General features: G+C 67.8%; 17 protein-coding genes. 10 read left to right on the forward strand and 7 right to left on the reverse strand.

Features of this window, described 5'->3' with window-relative positions; genetic code table 11:
* Positions 1 to 232: 232 nt before the first annotated feature.
* From AC5JJ1_RS22675 to AC5JJ1_RS22685, 3 genes are all read right to left on the reverse strand, one after another.
* The gene (locus AC5JJ1_RS22675; protein ID WP_495787381.1) at positions 233 to 508 is read right to left on the reverse strand and encodes a hypothetical protein; all 276 of its coding nucleotides are present in this window, start codon (positions 506 to 508) and stop codon (positions 233 to 235) included.
* A gap of 62 nt (positions 509 to 570) precedes the next feature.
* On the reverse strand, positions 571 to 705 hold the full coding sequence (locus AC5JJ1_RS22680; RefSeq protein ID WP_495787382.1) for a hypothetical protein: 135 nt from the start codon (positions 703 to 705) through the stop codon (positions 571 to 573).
* 119 nt (positions 706 to 824) lie between these two features.
* Positions 825 to 1,793 (reverse strand): ATP-grasp domain-containing protein, encoded by a 969-nt coding sequence (locus AC5JJ1_RS22685; RefSeq protein ID WP_495787383.1) that lies wholly within the window; start codon positions 1,791 to 1,793, stop codon positions 825 to 827.
* 913 nt (positions 1,794 to 2,706) lie between these two features.
* On the opposite strand from AC5JJ1_RS22685, the gene AC5JJ1_RS22690 reads away from it, so the two are divergent.
* The 4 genes from AC5JJ1_RS22690 to AC5JJ1_RS22705 all read left to right on the forward strand — a co-directional run bounded on the left by AC5JJ1_RS22690 (position 2,707) and on the right by AC5JJ1_RS22705 (position 7,321).
* Positions 2,707 to 3,354 carry an SOS response-associated peptidase gene (locus tag AC5JJ1_RS22690; RefSeq protein ID WP_495787396.1) on the forward strand — a complete coding sequence of 216 codons (648 nt, stop codon included), beginning with the start codon at positions 2,707 to 2,709 and terminating at the stop codon, positions 3,352 to 3,354.
* A gap of 220 nt (positions 3,355 to 3,574) precedes the next feature.
* Complete coding sequence (locus tag AC5JJ1_RS22695; protein ID WP_495787384.1) at positions 3,575 to 4,630, forward strand: cyclase family protein; 1,056 nt, start codon at positions 3,575 to 3,577, stop codon at positions 4,628 to 4,630.
* 262 nt (positions 4,631 to 4,892) lie between these two features.
* Entirely contained in the window at positions 4,893 to 7,085 is a 2,193-nt protein-coding gene (locus AC5JJ1_RS22700) for a heavy metal translocating P-type ATPase (protein ID WP_495787385.1), read from the forward strand.
* Positions 7,086 to 7,138: 53 nt separating this feature from the next.
* Positions 7,139 to 7,321: a hypothetical protein gene (locus AC5JJ1_RS22705; protein ID WP_495787386.1), complete on the forward strand. Its 183-nt coding sequence runs from the start codon at positions 7,139 to 7,141 to the stop codon at positions 7,319 to 7,321.
* 117 nt (positions 7,322 to 7,438) lie between these two features.
* Here AC5JJ1_RS22705 and AC5JJ1_RS22710 read toward each other — a convergent pair whose 3' ends face one another.
* The gene (locus AC5JJ1_RS22710) at positions 7,439 to 8,104 is read right to left on the reverse strand and encodes a glycine zipper family protein (protein WP_495787387.1); all 666 of its coding nucleotides are present in this window, start codon (positions 8,102 to 8,104) and stop codon (positions 7,439 to 7,441) included.
* A 724-nt stretch (positions 8,105 to 8,828) separates the two neighbouring features.
* Between AC5JJ1_RS22710 and AC5JJ1_RS22715 the strand changes: the two genes are divergently transcribed.
* Positions 8,829 to 13,019, forward strand: a complete 4,191-nt coding sequence (locus tag AC5JJ1_RS22715) for a multicopper oxidase domain-containing protein (RefSeq protein ID WP_495787388.1) — start codon at positions 8,829 to 8,831, stop codon at positions 13,017 to 13,019.
* Positions 13,020 to 13,649: 630 nt separating this feature from the next.
* Positions 13,650 to 14,030 carry a hypothetical protein gene (locus AC5JJ1_RS22720; RefSeq protein ID WP_495787389.1) on the forward strand — a complete coding sequence of 127 codons (381 nt, stop codon included), beginning with the start codon at positions 13,650 to 13,652 and terminating at the stop codon, positions 14,028 to 14,030.
* A gap of 52 nt (positions 14,031 to 14,082) precedes the next feature.
* Here AC5JJ1_RS22720 and AC5JJ1_RS22725 read toward each other — a convergent pair whose 3' ends face one another.
* Together AC5JJ1_RS22725 and AC5JJ1_RS22730 are read right to left on the reverse strand one after the other, a co-directional pair.
* Positions 14,083 to 16,248, reverse strand: coding sequence for a copper-transporting P-type ATPase (locus AC5JJ1_RS22725; RefSeq protein WP_495787397.1), 2,166 nt, complete (start codon positions 16,246 to 16,248; stop codon positions 14,083 to 14,085).
* Between the two features lie 63 nt (positions 16,249 to 16,311).
* Complete coding sequence (locus AC5JJ1_RS22730) at positions 16,312 to 16,509, reverse strand: hypothetical protein (protein ID WP_495787390.1); 198 nt, start codon at positions 16,507 to 16,509, stop codon at positions 16,312 to 16,314.
* 197 nt (positions 16,510 to 16,706) lie between these two features.
* Between AC5JJ1_RS22730 and cueR the strand changes: the two genes are divergently transcribed.
* Positions 16,707 to 17,168, forward strand: coding sequence for a Cu(I)-responsive transcriptional regulator (gene cueR, locus AC5JJ1_RS22735; protein ID WP_495787391.1), 462 nt, complete (start codon positions 16,707 to 16,709; stop codon positions 17,166 to 17,168).
* 60 nt (positions 17,169 to 17,228) lie between these two features.
* On the opposite strand, the gene AC5JJ1_RS22740 is transcribed toward cueR, so the two are convergent.
* Positions 17,229 to 17,390: a hypothetical protein gene (locus AC5JJ1_RS22740; protein WP_495787392.1), complete on the reverse strand. Its 162-nt coding sequence runs from the start codon at positions 17,388 to 17,390 to the stop codon at positions 17,229 to 17,231.
* Between the two features lie 330 nt (positions 17,391 to 17,720).
* On the opposite strand from AC5JJ1_RS22740, the gene AC5JJ1_RS22745 reads away from it, so the two are divergent.
* From AC5JJ1_RS22745 to AC5JJ1_RS22755, 3 genes are all read left to right on the forward strand, one after another.
* Positions 17,721 to 18,677, forward strand: coding sequence for a DUF305 domain-containing protein (locus AC5JJ1_RS22745; protein ID WP_495787393.1), 957 nt, complete (start codon positions 17,721 to 17,723; stop codon positions 18,675 to 18,677).
* 57 nt (positions 18,678 to 18,734) lie between these two features.
* Positions 18,735 to 19,424 (forward strand): aspartate/glutamate racemase family protein, encoded by a 690-nt coding sequence (locus AC5JJ1_RS22750; RefSeq protein ID WP_495787394.1) that lies wholly within the window; start codon positions 18,735 to 18,737, stop codon positions 19,422 to 19,424.
* Between the two features lie 722 nt (positions 19,425 to 20,146).
* Positions 20,147 to 20,342, forward strand: a 196-nt coding sequence (locus tag AC5JJ1_RS22755; RefSeq protein ID WP_495787395.1) for a hypothetical protein, incomplete at its 3' end; no start/stop codon positions are given.

The following is a 20,342-nucleotide window of genomic DNA, read 5'->3' on the forward strand; positions in this document are numbered from 1 at the left end:
CGAAGACACCCCCAGCCTCAGCTGAGGGCGGCAAGGGTCCGTAGACGCCGCTTACCGTGGACCTTCGCCTCTGCGCGCCGCCCACAACTTCGCCCGACGGCTGATGACTCTACGCGGCGCCTCGCCCTACGAAGCTATCTGCTTAGTCTGGCAGAAGAACCGCCCAGGTTCATCCATGACACGCACCACCAAAATTTAAGACCAAACATCTAGAGGTCGGCTAGACCGTGGCTCACAGCCCTGCCCCCTGACTCGAGTCCGGTTCAGCATCCGCTAAGGGGCGCGTACCTAGTCTACATTCTTGGACGAGCGCCACCTCGAAGGTGAGCGGCCGTGCCGCTCCCTCGGCCGCTGCCCAATGGTCAACAGTAGCCTTGAGAGCTACGCCATCCACGGCCTGCAGCGCCGCGGCGAGCGCCACGCTGGCCACCGCGCCCGACGCCCCGATCCTGCCCCAGGCCGCCGCTCGGCCCAGTTCGAGCGTGGCCGCAAAGGCGATCAGGGTCATGCCAGCCCGGTGAACCCCGCAAGTTGACTGAGGTGGCTCCAGACGTAGTGGGGGTCGGCTGCTTACTCGGCGAAGGCTGCAGGTGCGTCGGCCGGGTCGACACCGAGCGGGTGCAGCAGCGTGGAGACGAACAGCAACACCGCACTGACCGGGGCAGCGACGGCGCCGACGCGCGCGAGCGGCCGGATGGTGTCCATCGGCGTGTTTTCAGCAGCTTGGACGACGCCACACTCAATGCCAGGATCGCCGTGGTACCAGTTCCCCGTGCACAGCAATCGCTGGTAAGGGTGCGCCTGTGTTTCATCTCGACGATGGCCTAAGCGGCCTGCCTTGCAGCCGCTGCGAGTTCTGCACCGAGGAAGGCTGCAATAGCACCGGGACCGGACCGGTCATTGCCGGTCAACCCTGCCTTCGCCTCTGCTTCAGGGTTATAATTTGTATTGGTGTTGACGTCGTAAACCAGCTGCCGCCCTTCGCTTCCCCGAATAAACTCGATTCCAGCCACCTCGGTGCCATTGGCAGCGAGGAATGCTTCCAGCCTACGACGCAGCCCGGCATCGACGCCGTCCTCAAGCATGCGGAAACGAGGAGCCGGAGCCACCGCTGGGCTCGGTCCGGTGTCCACGGCACAGACCTCAGCCGGGCACAGCTCGAAGCCTGCCGAGGTGTCTACCTCGACGGCATAGAGGAAGCGGCTGCCGACGAATTCCGCCCGCGTGATGACCGGCCGCTCGGCCCGCACATACTCCTGCAATAGCCACGGCCCATCGGCAGGATGCTCGTCATCTGGGAGAGCGTGTAGGTAGACCTCCAGCGCGTCCAGCCCTGGGAACAATCGCACGCCGAGCCCCTTCCCGCCGCGATTGGGTTTCAGAATCAGCGGCTCACCGAAAAAGTGCTCGCGGGCCGCGGCGAGGATGCGTTCGGGTCCACCGAGCACCAGTACGGTGCGCGGCACTGTGACACCGGCGGCTTCGAGCGCCGCGTACTGCCGCACCTTGCTGATCTCCAGGTCGAGGGCGCGGGGGCCGTTCACCACCCGCCTGCCGTGGCGCGTGAGCCAAGCAAGGACCCCAGCCGTGAGCTCGGCGGCGTAGCGATGCCCCCGCGTGTGCGAAGAGGCGCTCATACGGTTGTAGAAGACCCCCTCAGGTGGTGCAGCGGCGAGATCGAAGGCGCCGCCGGAGAGGTCCCATTCCGTCCAGGGCAGCCCGCGCTGCTCGAATGCTTCGGCTAGAGGCGGCAGCCAGGCCGGATTTTCGTGGATGATGTGGATGCGGTGCATGGCGCGGGATCGTTCCTTGATTCCAGGGGCGGCACTCGGGCGCGCCAGGTGTGCTGAAAGCCGCCTAGGGCGGCTGGTTCCAGCGCGATGGGCAGGACCGGCACGCTCTCCCGTGTGGAGGCTTTGCCAGCTTTGTATGCGCCTCGCTCAGGGCACGTTCTGCACGAGACCTTGTACCGAGGCAATTCGGCCATACGCCCTATGCCGGTGACGATCTACGAAGGACTGTCGCCGGTAGATTGGCGGTCCCGCTGTGGCAGAACGCCTGATGCCCGTGCTCACCCGGCGAACGCGCTCCTGGAGGCTGGACGTCCTCGACAACAATCTGCTCTTGAGCCGCTGGCTTGGCACGGGCGTGTTCGATACGTGGAGCACAGTGGCCAGTGAAGAGCATGTCCGCGAGGTCGTCCGGTCCACGCGGACAGAGGCTGTCCCCGAAACTGCCCCTAAAGCCAACGTAAGCATTCCTCGCACGCCGGTCGTTCTCGGTGTGACGATCTGCGTGCGACAGGGCACAGAGACGGCGCATCTGAACTACGGGCACGAAAAGATCACGGACCGAGGCGCGGTGCTGCCCTTCGACAGAGGCCCGGCATGGCAGAAAACGTATGCGGCAACCCGGAACCGGCCTCTCTGCTTAGTTAACTGCGAGGCTTTGGACCCGCGTCCTCGGCCGGTCAGGAGGGTAGCATGGCGAATCCGTGGACGAAGAAGAACCCGTTGCTGAGCATGATGCTAAGCGGTGCGAATGCATGGGCTGGAGCCGCCCGCGGTCTCATGACTGCCCAACCCAAGCGACAACAATCGGCGGCTATGTGCGAGGGTGCCCAACAGGTGACCGGGTTCTGGATGGCATCGATGACCGGCGGAACGCCCAAGACTCGAAAGAAAAAGCGAACCTGAGGTACGGGCGATATGCAACCTCTACAGCATGACCAGCAACCAGTGCGCGATCATTGGGCTTACCCGGGCCACGAGCGACCGCACCGGCAACCTACCGCCGCTGTCCGCCATCTATTCCAACAGCATGGCTCCGGTGGTGCGGCAGGCCGAGGATGGCGAGCGTGAGCTCACTTTGATGCGCTGGGGCATGCCAGACCCGGAGCAGTATGGCGGACATCCTGTGACCAACATCCGCAACACCCGCAATCCGCACTGGCGCCGCTGGCTTAGTCCGGCGCACCGCTGCCTGGTGCCGGTCACCTCCTTCAGCGAGTGGGAGGACACAAGGCCGAAGAAGACGCCGGTCTGGTTCGGGCTATCGGAAGAACGTCCATTGTTCGCCTTTGCCGGGATCTGGACCACCTGGATCGGGGTTCGTGGCATCAAGGCCGATCCCGTCGAAGGCGAGCACGAGCTCTACGGCTTCCTGACCTGCGACCCGAACGAGACAGTGGGCGCTATCCATCCGAAGGCCATGCCGGTGCTTCTGACGACACCGGACGAGATGGACACCTGGTTGGAGGCGCCCTGGGAAGTCGCCAGAGAGCTCCAACGTCCCCTGCCGAATGCTGACATGCTCATCGTGTCGAAGGGCAACCGGAAGGATCCGGTGGAATAGTCACCTACCGAGCATCAGTAAGTGGGTAACCAACAGCGAGCCTCGTTGGTCCGATTTCGACCCCAACAGGCGCCTGGCGATGGCAAGTGGTGGGTGGCTTGTTTGAAGTCATACAGCATAGCGGGAGGCAGCCCCGCTCGCCAAACTTGCTCGAGAAGCCCCATTACCGTCTCATTGCATCGAATCCGGCTACGGGTTCGTAACGCTTGGGAGGAACGAAATGACGGGAATCAAGCGCGCGCTCGTTGCGGCAGCAGTTGGCATCGCCCTTGCCGCAGCGGCCACGCCGTTGCTTGCCCAGGATGCGGGCATGAAGAAGTGGGTTCAGGGCAGAGGATGGGGCTGGGTCTGGGGAGCCGAGGACGAGGTAGGCGCCCTGAACGAGATGACCGATCAGTCGCGCGCTGCCGCGTTGCGTCTCGCCAGCCAGGGGAAGGTCTACGACCTCGGCCTGCCCTACGACCGCAACTCCTACCGCTGGGCGGGCCACAACCCCGGCGAAATCATCAGCTTCCGCACACCGGAAGGCGTGGCACGGCAGCAAGATCTGCCATTTACCACGCCCGCAGGCGGCAACACGGGCAGTACGCGCTGGCACAGCAGCGCCATGTTCATCAGCGACAATGTGGCGACGCAGATCGACGGCTTGGCGCACATCACCCATGGTGAAGACAATCATTGGTACAATGGGTTCCGGGAGAGCGACTGGGGCGGCAACTTCGGCGTCCGTAAGGCTGATGTCACTACCATCCCACCCATCGTCGCTCGTGGTGTCATGATCGACGTCGCCGGGCAGAAGGGGCTGGAGGCGCTTCCGAGCGGCTACGAGATTACCGTGGCTGATCTCGAGGCGGCGCTGCGGGCGCAGAACGTCGACGTGACTCCTGGCACGGTGGTGCTCATCAGGACCGGGACGGCCCGTTACTGGGGTGAGAACGGCAGCGACCACGCCAAGATCAGCGGCCCCGATACTGCTGGTATCGGCATGGCCGCTGCGAGGTGGTTGGTCGAGCAGAAGGGCGCGCTGATGATCGCGTCCGATACTTCCGGGCTCGAGGTGCTCCCACCGAGGCCGCAGGACAGCGCGGCGGTGGGCGGCAGCTTCAACCCGGTGCACGTCTATCTGCTCGTGCAGCAGGGCATTCATATTGGCGAATACCACAACTCGGAGAGGCTTGCGGCCGACAAAGTCTATGAGTTTGCCTACGTGGCTACGACCAATGCGATACGCGGCACCGTGGCGGGCACGGCTCTCAGGCCCATGGCCCTTCGCTGATTGAAGGCGAGCCGCTGCCCGGTCTTTGCCGGGCAGCGGGTACACCATGCACGATCTCCCACATACGACTTGAGCATCCACGTGCTCGTTGTGGCGGCCTGTATGCTTCGCCAGTCTTGGTGTCGATTGCCTTCGGCCTGTCGCCGATGCTGAGTGAGGTTTCGAATGGCGTGCGCTTGACCCTGTAGCGACCATAGGGTCCATGGGGTGCCGTGTACCCCTGGTGCAAGCTGGCGGCGATCCACGGACGGGATGGGTAGTCATGGCTGACGGAGGACTGGCTGAAGCGGGCGAGAGCTCCCGGGCGGTTTTGAGATACCGGCTCGAGGGCATGGATTGCCCGAGCTGCGCCGCGAAGATCGAGACGGCCGTCGGCCGGGTGGCGGGCACCGAGGATATCCGGGTCAACTACGGCACCCAGATCCTGGCCTTCCGCCTGGACGAGGCCGCCACGCCCCGGGCGGGCGTCGAGGAGCAGGTCCGTAGGCTCGGCTACGGCATCGCCCCTGTGGAAGCCCCGCGGATAGTCGCCGGTGAGCCCGGCCCGGCCGCCAAACCCGAAGCCCGCGGTTCTGCCCGCATACCCTGGTGGAAGGGCGCCAAGGCCCAGCTCGCCGTCATCCTCGGCGGGCTGACCGCGGCCGGGTTCGCCGTCTCCCTCGCCGTGCCCGCCCTGGTCCACTGGGCCTACTTGCCCGCCGCGCTGCTCGGCCTCGCGTTCTTCGGCCGCAAGGCCGTCGCCGCGGCGCGCGCTGGTTCGCCCTTCAGCATCGAGATGCTGATGTCGATCGCCACGGTCGGTGCCATCGCGATCGGCGCGACATCCGAGGCGGCGGTCGTGGTCTTCCTGTTCACCATCGGCGAGTTGCTTGAGGGCATCGCCGCCGGTCGGGCGCGGGCGGGCATTGAGGCCCTGGGCGCCCTGGTGCCGAGGACCGCGCTACTGGTCGAAGCAGGCACGGCGCGCGAGGTGCCCGCTGCCAGCCTCAAGGTCGGCGATCTCGTCCTGGTCCGCCCGGGCGACCGGGTCTCAGCGGATGGCGAGGTGGTCGAGGGCGAGTCCGAGGTGGACGAGAGCCCCGTCACCGGCGAGTCCGTCCCGGTGCCCAAGGCCGAGGGCGCCCCGGTCTTCGCGGGCAGCGTCAACGCCTCGGGTGTGCTCCAAGTTCGGGTGACGAAGCCTGCCTCGGACAACACCATCGCCCGCATCATCCAGCTCGTGGAGGAGGCGCAGGAGGCCAAGGCGCCCACCGCCCGGTTCATCGAGCGGTTCTCGGCCATCTACACGCCCATCGCGGTCGCTGTCGCGGCCCTGGTCGCCGTGGCGCCGCCGCTCCTCCTCGGCGCGGACTGGGACACCTGGGTCTACCGTGGGCTGGCGCTGCTGCTGGTGGCATGCCCCTGCGCCCTCGTCCTCTCGACGCCTGCGGCCATCGCCTCCGGCCTCGCGGTTGGCACCCGCCGCGGTCTGCTGGTCAAAGGCGGCGGCACCCTGGAGACCATCGGCCGCGTCCGCACCGTCGCCTTCGACAAGACCGGCACCCTGACCGAGGGGCGCCCACGCGTGACAGATGTCCTTGCCCTGTCCGGCTCCGAGCGCACCCTGCTCGGCCTTGCCGCCGCCGTAGAGAACGGGTCCAGCCATCCGCTCGGCCGCGCCATCCTCGAGAGGGCGGCGGCGGACGGCATCCCGCTGCGCCCCGCCAAGGACTCGCGCGCCATCCCCGGCAAGGCCGTCGAGGCGGTCGTCATCGGCAAGCGGGTCAGCGTCGGCTCGCCTTCTCATGCGGCTGCAGAGGCGCCGCTACCAGCCGACGCGGAGCAGGCGGTCGCGGAGTGGGAGGGTCAAGGAAAGACGGTGGTCGTCGTCTCCGTGGACGACAGCCCCATGGGCCTGATCGCCGTCCGCGACGAGCCGCGGGCGGACGCCGCCGCAGGCGTCCTCGCGCTGCGTGGCCTCGGAGTCCGGGCGGTCATGCTGACCGGCGACAACCCGCGCACGGGCGGGGCCATCGCCTCGGCGCTCGGGCTCGAGGTGCAGGCTGGCCTGCTGCCCGAGGACAAGCTGCGCGAGATCGCCGCCCTGAAGGAGAGGGCGCCGGTGGCCATGGTCGGCGACGGCATCAACGACGCCCCCGCGCTGGCCGCCGCGTCGGTCGGCATTGCCATGGGTGGCGGGACCGACGTGGCGCTCGAGACCGCCGACGCCGCGCTGCTGAACAGCCGCGTCATGGACGTCGCCGCCCTGGTCGGGCTTTCGCGCGCGACGCTGGCGAATATCCACCAGAACGTAGCCATCGCACTCGGCCTGAAGGCGGTCTTCCTGGTGACGACGGTCATCGGCGTCACCGGTCTGTGGCCCGCCGTCCTCGCCGACACGGGCGCCACGGTGCTGGTGACGATCAACGCCCTGCGCCTGCTCGGGCACCGGTTCCGCTTCAAGGATGACCGATGATCTTGGAATCGACCATCACCTGACCGGTCTGCGGCACCGCCAAGACTGAGACCATGCCGACCGACGCCTACCAGTTTTTCTACGACTGCACCGGGTGCGGGGCGCTGCTCCGGCCGAAGCTCCGGGGACTGCTGCGTGTTCTGTTCCTACGGCTCGGTCCCGTGCCCGCCCGTGCAGGCCGAAGGCCGGGGCTGCTGCCGCGCCACGGTGCCGCCAGTCGCGTCTTGGATGGATGAAGGATGACAGGCGCGGGCGTTTATGACCCTGCCGACCATGCAGGCGGCACCCTGGGCGTCGCCCATCCACCTCGCGGTTGGGGCGCCATGGGCAGGTCGGCGATTCCATCCGCAGCCCTAGTGACGGCGGCCACCGCCGCCATGGCGGCCGCCGAAGTGGTAGTGGCCACCGAAGTGATGACGGTGGCCAAAGTGATGGTGGTGGCGATGGCCCCAGCCGCCGCCGAAGAAGCCGAACGACGCGGCGGGGCCGCCCCAGTAAGGAGCGTAGGACGGGGCACCCCAGTAGGCTGGGGCGCCGTAGTAGGTGTTCGGGGCATAGAGGTAGGGCGTGCCCGCCGCGATCGTCGGCATCTTGTTGCCGCTCGCGGTCATGCACTGCACGTACGCCGTGTCGTACCGCTGCTGCAGGTTGCCCACCGACGCCTGCGCGTTCCCGGCGCCGACGGCCGAACCCGCCAGCAGGCCGCCTCCGGCGCCGAGCGCGGCCCCTGCTCCGGCATTGCCGCCCGCCGCCCCGAGCAGGGCACCCGCACCGGCGCCGAGCGCCGTGCCCACGGCGGCGCTGCCGACCGCGCTCTGGTTCGCCGCCTGCTGGGGCGAGCCGCCGCCGATCTGCTGCTGCGCGTGGCCGCGGCAGGCGGCGTCCTCTTGCTGGAACTGAGCAAGGTTCTTTCCCTCCGCTGGAACCATCCAGACGTTGGGACCCGTCGGCGGCGCGACGGCGCAGGCGCCGAGGGCGAGCGCCCCGGCGAGTGCTGCGGTAGACCTGAGGCCCGACATGGCGGCGTTTCTCCGGCCCGCTTCGCGGCTGGCTCCAGCCGGGCGGACTTATAGGCGAAACGTCCTCGCCGACTTTCGGTTCGGCACGGCGCGGTGCGGCCGACTGGATCTCTCGACTGGGAGCCGCTTGACCAGCATCCGCTCCTCGGCTGGAGGCCATCAGGTTCGCCTCGGCAGGGTTCCGGTCGGGGCCGCCGCCCCCCAACCGACATCGCCCGTTCAACTCGAGCAAGCCACTCTGCACCGGGTGCACGGCTGTCCTCCACCTGACCGGCGCCAGCGTCGGACGCAGACACGTAGATCGGTAACGCGGCGCTGCCGCTTGAGCCGCAACTCGGGGTGAACGCACGCTGCTGCTGCGGCTCACCTCTGTCACGTTCACAAGAAGCAAGTCCCAGGGTGTCACCACCACGTCATGGAGCATTAGGACGGGCCACTTTGGTCTTGCGTAAACCCAGCCCTCCAACTTCACATGCTGAACAACAAAAGGGACGCTTCGCCTGCCAAGGGTTTCGTGACTACTTGAAGCGCGCAAGCCGGTAAAGACAGCAAAGTCACCAACGAACAAGCCGAACCATGGCTTTGCTGAGCAACGGGCTCGGCAATTCGCGCACATGGAATTCCACCGTCTGGTCGGGAGGAAATGATGGCTCAGAAAGTCGGGGATGTGAGTGACGTTCATGCCTTCGCAGGCTCAGCGGAGTATCACGTCACCGCCCTTCAGATGCCGATCTACTTCAACCGAGAGGGCGATCATGACCACAACGGCTTAATCTATGCCCTCGATGTCAACCTCCCCCTCCTCAAGTACATCCGCGCGCTGGCGGATGGCACGGACGCGCAAGAGCACGAACTCGCGGCAAGAGATATCGCAACCCGACTGCGCATGCCGTTTCCGACCACGCAGGAGAAGGCAAAGCTTCCGCATCCGCTCGTCCGTCCCCTCGTCCTTCGGGTCAACAGGGGCCGGACGCTTTCCATCAGGCTACGCAACGAGGTCCAAGGCCGCTGGGTCGGACTGCATCTGGTTGGTGGCGGCTACGACGTGAAGTCGAGCGACGGGTCCGAAGTCGGTGCAAACGGTCACTCCCTCGCGGCGCCCGGCGGCCATCGCCATTACAGATGGACCTGCCACAACGAGGGTGTATTCCCGTTCCATGATGGCGGCAGCTACTCCGGTGGCGAGGACGGAACCAACGTCCACGGCTTGTTTGGCGCCCTGATTGTCGAGCCCGAGCATGCTATCTGGCGCGATCCCGTGACCGGTCGCACCTCGACCGAAGGTCAGATGGACGGGCTTTACCTCGACGTCCTCCCGAACGGCCAGGAACCATCGAAAGTCTTCCCGGTCTCCGACAGCACGCTACCCGGCCATAAATGGGGAGACCCAAAGGAGGAGCACGAGTTCGACAAGGAGGACCACCGCGAGTTCGTGATCTTCTTCCACGACGAGCCCGAGTTCCTCCCGCCGCATGAAATACTCGGGCGGGATCCGTGCCTGGCCGAGAAACCGGGCGCAGGTGGTGGAGGCGGGCACGGTGGTCACGGCGCGGGCGACGACCATCCGCCCATCATGCCCGTGTCCTACCGCGCCGAGCCGATGGTGAACCGCGAGCGGACACTTTGGCACTGGGTGCAGGAGGAGCACCACATTCTGGATCGTCCGGTGCTCAACGAGGAGCAGCATCACAGCAGTTGGCTGTTTGGCGACCCCGCGACACCAATCCTGAAGGCTTACATCGGCGATCCGGTGCGCATCCGCTTCGTCCACGCTGGCGTGAAGGAGACGCACGTCTTCCATCTCCATCTCTACGAGTGGCACGCGGTCCCCGACGACAAGGCATCCCCACGCATTGACGCGATCTCCGTCAGTCCCCAGACAGCGCACACCATCGAACCCGCGTGGGGGGCAGGCAGTCGGCAGCAGGTTGCGGGGGACGTGATCTGGCATTGCCACCTCTACCCTCACTTCCACGAAGGCATGTGGGGCATGTTCCGCACCTTCGAGACTTTGCAGAAAGGGGCAGATAAGAACGTCAAGAGCCCGCTGATTACCGACCTGGATCCCGTCTACGAAGGGAGGAGGCTCGACCACTATCCCGACGGCACTCCCATCGAGCGGCTGTGGCCGCTACCGGGTCGAGTGCCTCCTGCGCCCACACCGGAACATCCAGGCTATCCCCTCTACATTCCAGGCAGGATCCGCCAGAAGTCGCCGATCCCTCCGTGGCCGCTCGAGAACGAGGAGCTTCCAGAGGACTATGACTACCGCGCGGAGCCGACGGCGCTTGAGTGGCGAGCGTTTAATGGCAGGCCCGTGCCGGGTGAGATGTTCACGCGGCGACCATTCAGCGATGGACAGAACCTAGAGTGGCCAGAGGACGTCCCTTCGAAGTACAGCGGGAACGGCGACCGTGAGGTGCCGCACGAAATCGCGGTGACGCGGACGCCGATCCCCTACAACGGGCACGGGTGGCACGATAAGCATGGCCATCTGTTCTACCGGACCGCTGACCGCGAACCAGCCGAGGGCGACGTCAAACAGCCGCTGTTTTTCCGCGCGCAGCACGGCCAGATCCTGAACCTGACGCTTCGGAACGACCTGCAACTCAACATCCCGGGCACCGAGTTTGACCACGCGTTTCCACCGTGCGAGGCACGGCCCTGGCAGGGGGAGTGCGCGCTGCATGTCCACATGGTGAAGTTCGACCCGATCTGCGCCGACGGGGCCAGTGTCGGCTGGAACTACCTCAGTGGCCCGGTTGCCGGGAAGAAGATGATTTACCGCTGGTGGCTGGATCAGGAGTTCGGCACGATCTTCTTCCATGACCATCTCTTCGCCAACTACCGCCAGAAGCACGGCCTGTTCGGCGCCTTGATCGTCGAGCCCCCCGGGGCGGAGTTCTACCACCCAGCCGAAGACAGGGCGATTGTCAGCGGCATGCAGGCGCGCGTCAGGGTGCCGGGCCGCGCGCCGGAGTGGTTCCGCGAGTTCTGCATCGGCATCGGCGACTTCATCCCAATGTGGGACCGTGACGGCGAACCTCTGAACCCTCCGAAACACCCCGGCGGCCATGGCGACCAGGGCGTCATGGGTTTGAACTACCGCAGCGACCCTATCCACGAACGCCTCCGGACAGCACCGCCGCCCTCTGAAATGGTTGACCCAGCCCTGTGGTTCAGTTCGAGGGAGCCGTACAACCGCGACCCCTATACGGTGCGCTTCGACACCTTCGCTGGCGATCCCATCTGGCTCCGCCTCGTTCAGGGGTCGCATGAGGAGCAGCACAGCTTTCAGATCCACGGCATGAGGTGGCAGCGGTTCCGCGTGAACCCGGATTCCGCCATCCGCAACCAGCAGACTTTCGGCCTGGCCGAGGCGTTCACCTTCATCCAGAACGAGCCCTACGAGCCCGGCGACTACCTCTACAAGCTGTCTAGCTCCGACGACCTTTGGCTGGGATGCTGGGGCCTGATCCGGGCCTACCGCGCCACCGATGGGGAGGAGGAAACCGGTGGACTTAGGAAGCTTGGCAACCCGCCATCAGCCGCTCCACCGAAATCCGTCCTGGTCCGGGAGTTCCGCGTCCGGGCGGAAAGGAGAAGGATCGTTTACCGAGACCCGGATCTCGTCGACCCTTTCGGCCTCGTTTACCAGTTGGAGAGAATTATCGATCCGGACGGCATCGAGATACCCGTTCGCCAGCCTCGCTCCGAGAACCCCGCGGTGCCGCTGGTGCTCCGGTGCCGCGAAGGCGAGACGGTGAGGGTGCGCCTGACGAACGGCCTTCCGCCGGGCACCAAGCTGAGGCCAGAGCCCTTCGCGCCACGAGTGCCCGTCGAGGAGCGCAACCCCTTCTCGAACCGGCCAGAGCGCCCGGTTTCCTCGCAGGTGTCGATGCACGCGGACCTTCTTCGATATGACGTGACGAGATCCGATGGCGCGAACGTGGGGCGCAACGCCGACGTCTCCCCGCAGAGCGCGGTCCCGGGCGGACCAGCGGTGGTCTACGAATGGCATACTGACCGGCCGCCGCCGTCGAAGGAGAATCCCAATCCCAACGGCGGTGAGCCGCTGGGCCCGCTGCTCCTTCAGGACATGGCGGACTTCCGCAACCACCGGCACCACGGTCTCATCGGCGCACTGATCGTCGAGCCGAAAGACGCCACCCCGCTTTGGGTGAGGTCCGGGCAGCAGACGGCCAACGGCAAGCAGGAAGCCTGGGATGGCCCGCGCGCTACGCTGGTCGTCAACGGCGAACATGGGAAGGAGCGCATCGAAGAGGTTGTGCTGCTGCTCCAGGATGGCCTCCGGCATTATCTGCGCGGCAACATCCATATGCCCATCGCGGACGAGCCCCCAGGCCCCGGCGAGGACGCGCCTGACCATGAGGACCAGGGACAGAAGGGCTTCAACTACCGCTCCGAGCCGGTCGGACCCGACATACAACGCATCCTGCAAGGCAAGACCGAAGGCTGGCTTTCGAATCCGAACCCTGCGACCCCTGTCTTCCGAGTTCCGGAGCGGAGCACCGTCAGGCTCCATCTCATCGGCGCGACCGACAAGCCACGGAACCAGAGCTTCACCGTGCATGGGGTGACGTGGCCGGAGTACCGCTTCCTAGGCCAGAAGAAGGGACCGTTCGTGGCGTCGGAGGCAGCCATCACCACCGGAACCGCGAGGATCTTCGAGTTCAAGGTCCACGGCGCCGCCGATTATGCCTACAGGAGTGGCATACTGAAGTGGGCCGTGCCCCAAGGGCTTTGGGGCATCCTTCGGGTGGGTAAGTCGACAACAGCAACTGCGCTGCTCGCCAGGACGATCGAAGCCGTCAGGCAGCGGCCCATAGCGTCCCTGTCCACCGCCGGGACTGTGGGCTGGATCTTTGGCCTACTAGCCAAACGGAGGCGGTAAGCGTTGACGGAAGCCTCGGGAGCACTGGCGAGGGACACGCTCAGGACTTCGCCATGAAGGCCTCTGGCCAAGCGGTGCCAGCCAGCAACAGGCTCTGCTCTCGGGCTGGTGTGGCCGGACCTCCCTCTGCGAGCAGGTCCGGGCAGCGCTAGACCGTCGCCCGCATGACGGGAGCCGCCGTGATCCGTTTCCGGAAAGCGGGTAGGATCGCGTCGGTACAGCGGGCGAGCGCCTCGGCGGCGATCAGGTAGGCGGCCGCCAGGGGGTGATCGCGGCAGGGCCTCACCACAAAGCGTCTCCGGGACGCGAAGCAGGTGCCCGGCCGCGTCACCAAGCCGCTCCCGCAGGATCCGCTGCGTGCGGCCAGTACCTCCTTTCTGAGTCGTGCAGCATCCGTCATCGCCGCCTCCCGGTCCACGGCGGAGCGCCCACAAAAATAGGGACTGCCCCCCGCAGGAGGGTCAGGCGCCGCTTTCATACTTTGTCACACGGGATCGGCGCCCAAGACGGAGGCACGCGGCATCTTCCCGGATACGGTTGCGTTTTCCGCACCAAGGCGGGCTGTCGGTGCCTGCTTGCGCCGCGGCCAACCGGCGACGGCGCACACGGTAATTAAGGAGACGCACCAGGATGACCAAAGTCAGAACGCTTCGCATCACCGGCCTCGCGCTCGCGCTGGGTCTTGGCCTCGCGGCCTGCGCCCAGCAATCCAGCCCCCCGCCCGCTCAGCAGACCGGCGGCATGTCGGGGATGGGCGCTCAGGGCACGGCGGGCATGCAGGGCGGAGCGGGCATGCAAGGTCACAGCATGTCGGGAATGGGCGCCCACCAGGGCCAAAGCATGTCCGGCATGAACATGCAGCAGATGATGGTCCACTGCGCTGAGATGCGTCAGCAGTCCCGGCCCGGTGCCGCCATGAGCGCCGACATGCAGGCGATGATGGCGCACTGCAATCAGATGTCCCAGCAGCCAGGAAGCGGGTCCAGCGGCGGAATGCAGCAGAGGCGCTAACAAAAGGGGGAGCGGCCCAGTGACCGCTCCCCCCTTTCATTGGAAACGGCACCTACAGGCGAACCGCCCGCAGCCGCAGCGAGTTGGCGATGACGGATGTCGAACTCAGCGCCATGGCCAGCGCGGCGACGATCGGGCTGAGCATGATGCCGAGGAACGGGTACAGCACGCCCGCCGCCAGCGGAATTCCGGCCGCGTTGTAGATGAACGCGAAGAACAGGTTCTGTCGGATATTCCGCATCACCGCGCGCGATAGCGTCCGCGCCCGCGCGATGCCCGCGAGGTCGCCCTTGACCAGCGTCACCCCCGCGCTCTGCATGGCGACGTCGGTGCCTGTGCCTGTGCCCATGGCGATGCCGACGTCGGCCTCGGCCAGGGCGGGAGCATCGTTGACGCCGTCCCCCGCCATGGCGACGACCTTCCCCTTCGCCCGGAGCTCCCGGACAATGCGGTGCTTGTCCTTGGGCAGCACGTCGCCCTGGAACTCGTCCATGCCGAGCTTCCGCGCGACCGCCTCCGCCGTCGTCCGGTTGTCGCCGGTCAGCATGACGATGTGGATGCCCTCGGCGCGCAGGCTCGCCAGCGCGGCGGGCGTGGACTGCTTCACCGGATCCGCAACCGCGATGACGCCGCCCGGCCTGCCGTCAACGGACAGGAAAAGCGCCGTGCCGCCCTCACGCCGCAGCTCGTCGGCCCTGGCCGCCAGCTCGCCCAGTTCCACCCCGAGCTCCTGCATCAGCCGCGCGTTGCCCAGCGCGACCCGGCGCCCGTCCACGGTGCCGGTCACGCCCTTGCCGGTGACGGAGGCGAAGTCGGCGGGCTCCCCGAAAGGGACGCCGCGCTCCCTGGCCGCGGCGACGATGGCGGCCGCCAGCGGGTGCTCGCTCGACCGCTCCAGGCTCGCCGCCAGGGGCAGCATCTCGGCCTCGGTCAGGCCAGGAGCTGGGACCACGGCCACCACCTTGGGCTTGCCCTCGGTCAGCGTGCCCGTCTTGTCCACGACGAGCGTGTCAACACGCTCCATGTGCTCCAGCGCCTCGGCCGACTTGATGAGCACGCCCGCGGAGGCGCCCTTGCCGACACCGACCATTATCGACATCGGCGTGGCCAAGCCGAGCGCGCAGGGACAGGCGATGATGACCACCGAGACCGCCGCGACCAGGGCGTAGGAGAGCGCGGGGCTCGGCCCCCAGACCGCCCAGGCGACGAAGGCCAGCGCCGCGACGGCGATCACCGCCGGGACGAAGTAGCCGGACACAGTGTCGGCCATGCGCTGGATCGGCGCCCGGCTGCGCTGCGCCTCGGCCACCATGGCCACGATGCGCGCGAGCATGGTGTCCGAGCCCACCTTGTCGGCGCGCATGACCAGCGAGCCAGTGCCGTTCACCGTGGCGCCGATGACCTTGGAGCCGGGCACCTTCTCCACGGGCAAGGATTCGCCGGTCACCATGGACTCGTCCACGGCGCCGCCGCCCTCCAGCACCTCGCCGTCCACCGGCACGCTCTCGCCCGGCCGCACGCGCAGCCGGTCGCCGACCTGGACGTCCGCCAGCGGGATCTCCTCGTCGGAGCCGTCCTGCCGAATGCGGCGCGCCGTCTTGGGCGCCATGTTCAGCAGGGCGCGGATGGCGCCGCCGGTGGCCTCGCGCGCCCGCAGCTCCAGCACCTGGCCGAGCAGGACGAGCACGGTGATGACCGCGGCCGCCTCGAAGTAGACGGGAACGACGCCGTCCATGCCGCGGAAGCCCGTGGGGAAGGCGCCGGGCGCGAGGGTGGCGACCACGCTGTAGAGGTAGGCGGCGCCGGTCCCGAGGCCGACCAAGCTGAACATGTTGAGGCTGCGGTTCACCACCGACTGCCAGCCGCGGACGAAGAAAAGCCACCCGGCCCAGAGCACGACCGGCGTCGCCAGCAGAAACTGGATCCAGGTCGAGGCCGCGGGCGAGACGAGGTGATGCAGGCCAAGGCCGGGGATGTGGCCGCCCATTTCCAGGACGACGACCGGCAGGGTCAGCACGAGCCCGACCCAAAACCGCCGCGTCATGTCCATGAGTTCGTGGTTCGGGGCGGCCTCGGCGGTGACCTCGATAGGCTCCAGCGCCATGCCGCAGATGGGGCAATTGCCCGGCCCCTGCTGCCGGATCTCCGGGTGCATCGGGCAGGTGTAGACGGCGGCCTTCTGCGCCGCGGTCGGCGCGGCCCCTTTCTCCGGCTTCAGGTACTTGTCCGGGTCCGCCTCGAACTTCCCCCGGCACCCCGCCGAGCAGAAGTGGAAGGTCTGTCAGTGGTGCTCCGCCCGGTGCTTCGAGGTCACCGGGTCCACCTTCATGCCGCAGACCGGGTCGGTGACCAGGGCCGCGTCGGCCACCGCCGCGTCGCCGTGGCCATGGTCCCCGAGGCCGTGATGGTGAGTGCAGCCAGGACCGTGGTGGTGGCCCTGGTGGTGCTCGTGTCCATGGCCTGGGTGATGACCGCTCATGCTGCCGTCTCCGCGATGGTCCGCTTCGGCGCCGGCCGGTTCCGACGATGGGCGCAACGTGGTGCTTCCCACGATGGGAGGGTCAAGGGCTCCATCGGAGGTGCCCGCAGCCCCATATCGGCCTTGACCTTCCCACAGTGGGAAACCCCACCTTAGGTGTGAAGCCGCCCCCGGGGCGGTTCGGATCGGAGGCCAGCATGAACATCGGGCAGGCGTCGGCGGCCTCGGGCGTGTCGGCCAAGATGCTCCGCTACTACGAGAGCATCGGGCTCATTCCGAAGGCGGTCCGCACCGAGGCGGGCTACCGCGTCTACACGGATAGCGACGTGCAGACGCTACGCTTCATCCGGCGGGCGCGCGACCTCGGGCTCTCCATCGAGCGCATCAAGCTGCTGGTCGGCCTCTGGCACGATCGCGGGCGGTCGAGCGCCGACGTGAAGCGGGTCGCAACCGAGCACGTCGCCGAGCTCGAGGCCAAGATCCTGGAGCTGAGCGCGATGCGGGACACCCTCCAGGAGCTGGCGGACGCCTGCCACGGCGACCACCGGCCCGAGTGCCCGATCCTCCGTGACCTGGAGGGCGACGGGGCGAAACCCCGGACCGCTCCCGCCAACCGCAGCGCGGGCTCCGCCAAGTCCCCCGCCACGGCCCACTGCTGAGGAGGCGGGCAGGCGATGGCCATGGGCGCGGTCGGCATGTTCCGGAGGGTGGTGGCGAGCCTACTCGTGCTGGCCATGCTCGCCCTGTCGGTCGCGCCGGGTCTCGCCGCCGCACCTCCCGCCGACCACGGCCGCCACCACGCCGCCCACGACTGCGCGCCAGCGCATGGCGAGGCCGCCACGATCCCGCCCCACCCCGCCCGCCCGTCCGGTGACCACCATGGCGGCGCGCCCGGGCTCGCCTGCTGCATCGCCTCGCAGTGCCCCATGTTGTTGGGCGGCCTGCCCGTGCCGCCGCCCCAGCCCCTGCCGCACGAGGGCCTCGCCGTCCGCGGCGGCGTCTCGGCCTCCGGGTCCGTGGGAATCGAGATCCCACCGGCGCTCCCGCCGCCCCGCGCGGCCCCACCGGGCGCCAAGCCGCCCGGGAGCGCCGCCGCGCGACGGCCGCGGCGTCCAGGGTATCGACCCCACGAATGACGCCCCTGCGCGGGGCACTGCGGCACGCCCGAGGCCAACCGCCCGCGGCCGCGGCCAGATGACAGGACCAAGACGATGACCACGAAGAATTCGAACCGGGCCGCCCGGCGGCTCCCGCTGCGCCTTGCCCTCTTGGCGGCCACTACCGGTCTGGCGCTCGCCGCCGCCCCGGCCCGCGCCGCCATCGAGGAGGGCTACCAGCCCGGCGGCGCGCCCGTGCCGACGACCTGGTACGAACTCGCCAGCCCGGCCTCGATCAGGGCCGACCGGGAATACGTCGCCGGGATGCGGCCGCACCACGCGGGCGCGCTGACGATGGCGAAGGAGTACTTGGCCGACCCGCAGGCGAGCAGCCCGGTTCTGAAGGCGCTGGCGGTGGCCGTCATCCGCAACCAGAGCTTCGAGATCGGGCTGCTCGACGAGGTCACGCGCAACCTCGACCGGTCGCCGACGGTGCTGAACCTCGGCTTCACCCGGCTTGTGCTTCAGCCATCGGCGACCGAGGGCATGGGGCAGATGGAACGCTTCCAGCGTTCCCCAATTCCGGGACCCGCGGCGGCGCTGGCCAACCCTGGCGCCCCGGTCACCGCGCGCGACGTGCAGTTCGCCAAGGGGATGACGATCCACCACCAGGCGGCGCTGGAGATGGCGCGGGCCTACCACGCCAACCCGGACGCCCGGAACGGCTTCCTCGGGCTGATGAATGTCGACATCATCACCGACCAGACCCAGGAGATCGCCCTGATGCAGCGGGTCATCGCCGCCTTCCCCGGTGACGCGGACGCGGTGCAGGTGGACGCCTCCATGATCCACGGCATGGAGGGCATGCAGCACGGCGGCGGCCACGGCGCCCATGCCGGGCACGGGGGCATGGAAATGCCGCGGCCCGAAGCCGCCCCTGCCGCGGAGCCGCCCGCTGCGCCGCGCACCCAGCGGCCGACGCCGGGCGTCCCGGCCGCCCGGCGCGCGCAACCTCTCCACCGAGGGCACGGCGGGGCACTGGCGCAGGACGAGCACGCACACCACCACTGAGCAGCGGAGACCCGGCGGCGGCCCTGTCCGCCGCCGGGCAGGTCAGGAGCGACGAGGATGACGCGAGGGGATGATGTGATGGGCGGCGGCGAGGCCCTGGCGGGAACGGTTGGCAGGCGGGACGCGCTCCGCCTGCCGCTGGCCGCCGTGGTCACGCTGGGACTGGCGCGCGCGGCGCGGGCCGCCCAGGTCGAGGCCCTGCAGCACACCAAGCGCTGGGACGACGCCGCGGCCCTGATGGTCGAGGCCGCCCAGCGCCTCGAGCGCGGCGGGGCGGATTTCCTGGTGATCTGCACCAACACCATGCACCGCATGGCAGACGAGGTGCAGACGGCCGTTGGCATACCCCTGCTGCACATCGCCGACCCCACGGCCGAGCGCATCCGGGCAGCTGGGATGCGGCGGATCGGCTTGCTGGGAACGGCCCTCACCATGGAGCAGGAGTTCTACCGAGGCCGGTTGCGGAACCGGCATGGGCTGGAGGTGCTGGTGCCCGGGGACGAGGACCGCGCCCTGGTCCATCGGGTGATCTACGACGAGCTGGTGCAGGGACGCGTCGAGCCCGCTTCGCGGCAGGCGTACAACGAGGTCATTGCCCGCTTGGTCGAGCGCGGCGCCGAGGCGGTCATCCTGGGCTGCACGGAGATCATGCTGCTCGTCCGGCCTGAGGACAGCCCGGTGCCGCTTTACGACACCACCGTCATCCATGCTGAAGCCGCCGTGGACCTAGCGCTCACCGGCCCGTAGGCGGTCGCGGCACAAGGCGCCGCCCATCACGGCCCGGCCCGAGCGGCCACTTCAGATGCCCTGACAGGCGCCGGTCGCGAGCGGAGCCGTGGTTCCTAGACGTGCGACAGGCGCCACGCCGCTCGGCAACGTGCCGGGCGCCCAGGCAGGTGCAAGGTTCGCAGCATACCCTTTGGTGATCGGCGCCGGGCGTCCGCTTCGACGCCCGGGCGCCGCTTGCTCGCCCGATGACGGCCACCAGCTGAGGACGGTCCGTCCGTCCAGTACGTTGGCCCGACGCCGACGGGGCCTGCCGTGAAAGGCTGGACGCGATGTCACTCGGTGACGCAAATGCCGCGCCTGCGGTCTTGGCGGACGTCATCCTTGCAAGGCTCAGCAGGCAAGTCCTTGCGCCCTTTCGCAACCTCGCAGGATTCGGCCCGCTGGGTGCGAGAGCGGCGCAGGCCCCTAGGAATTCCCTCGGGCGGCTCGGCGACCGGCGCCAAGAAGCACTGACAAAAACTGGCCAGCTCCATGGAATGGTTCGGCTGGAATTTTAGTGGGCCATCACAGCCGGGCCTGCTCCTGAGCTGATCTACGGTGGTAGTGACGCTGAACGTACTGCGGCTACTTGGGTATCGCTTCCCGCTCGCCCGGTAGCGCAGAACTGCCGACGAGGCCTCCGACGGGCAGCGCAGGATGCGCGATGTCCAAGATCCCGACGGCCGCGATGCTGTACCCTCATGATGGGGGTGCTGTTGGCGCACAGGGGCGAAGTCAGAGGACGCGAGCGGCAGTGCGACGGCAAACCGCAAGGCTTTTTCGTTGCCTTGGTTGCCGATCAGGGATGCGCAGGCAAAGGTCGGGACAGTGCCAAAGCTGGCGGTGCCACGATGATGCCGCGATGCGAACAGAAGGCCGACACGCCAAGCTTCTACA

Source organism: Belnapia sp. (assembly GCF_059504005.1).